The following is a 1,150-nucleotide window of genomic DNA, read 5'->3' as shown; positions in this document are numbered from 1 at the left end:
GTTATTGTCTGCTAATAAAAAAAGGCAGGAATAGTGAAGGATTCCTGCTGAAAACGAACGCATCAACCGATAGAGAAGTTTCAGAGGCTATCATAGAAAAAACAATCCTTGGGGCAAAAGTAGGTTTTGTTGAAAGCTTAGAAAAAAACATTTTTTTACTCCGTACTGTAACAAAATCACCCGATTTCACGGTTAAAAAGTATACATTGGGTTCCTCAACAACAACGAATGTATCACTAATTTATTTGGATCACTTGACAGATCCGGAAATCATAAAAAAGGTTGAACAACGTATAAAAAGTATTACGCTTGATTCCATCCGATCAGCAGGAGATATTCAGGATTGCATTGAAGATCATACAGTTACTCCATTTCCCCAGCTTTTAATTACAGAACGGCCAGATCGAGCTTCTGCAAATTTAAAGGACGGAAGGGTTGCTTTAATTATAGATGGAAGTCCTACTGTAATTATATTACCAGCAACATTTATGACGTTCTTTCAAACACCGGATGACTATATTACCCGTTGGTGGTTAGGTTCATTTTTTAGATTTATACGTCTATTCAGCTATATCATTGCACTTATTCTACCGGCATTATATATTGCATTCGTTTCATTCCATTATGAAGTAATTCCATTGGAGCTTGTTTATTCGTTACAGTCTTCGTTGAGCTACGTACCATTTCGGCCATTTATAGAGTTAATGATTATGCAGCTTTCCTTAGAGTTGCTTAGAGAAGCGTCCATTCGACTGCCACCTTCCGTCGCCACGACTTTTGGGATCGTCGGAGGGCTAGTTGTAGGAACAGCAATGGTTGAGGCAGGAATTGTCTCCTATGGTGGTCTTATAGTTGTTGCATTAACATCAGTCTCATCATTTGTTCAGCCAAATCTAGAAATGAGCAGCTCGATTCGTATATTAGGATTTCCTTTAATGCTATTGGCAGCTATATTCGGCTTTTTAGGAATTGTCGTTGGAGTGTTATTTGTGTTAATTCACTTGTCACGCCTTACTTCATTCGGTCTTCCATATTTTTCACCTTTTGTTCCATTAAACATGGAGGATTTTAAAGATACTATCGTTCGTGTTCCTTCTTGGATGATGTATAAACACTCCAAAAATTCTCCTCATTATAAGCAAGAAAAACA

The 1,150-nt window shown here is 37.5% G+C and carries 1 protein-coding gene; it reads left to right on the top strand.

Annotated elements, in window-relative coordinates:
• Positions 1 to 1,150, top strand: a 1,150-nt coding sequence (locus F1560_RS21165; RefSeq protein WP_149476596.1) for a spore germination protein, incomplete at both ends; no start/stop codon positions are given.

Origin of the sequence: Oceanobacillus polygoni (genome assembly GCF_008304605.1) — a bacterium.
GTDB lineage: Bacteria > Bacillota > Bacilli > Bacillales > Amphibacillaceae > Oceanobacillus > Oceanobacillus polygoni.
Note: the sequence above shows the minus strand (reverse complement) of the source record. Positions and strands in the feature narration are given on the sequence as shown.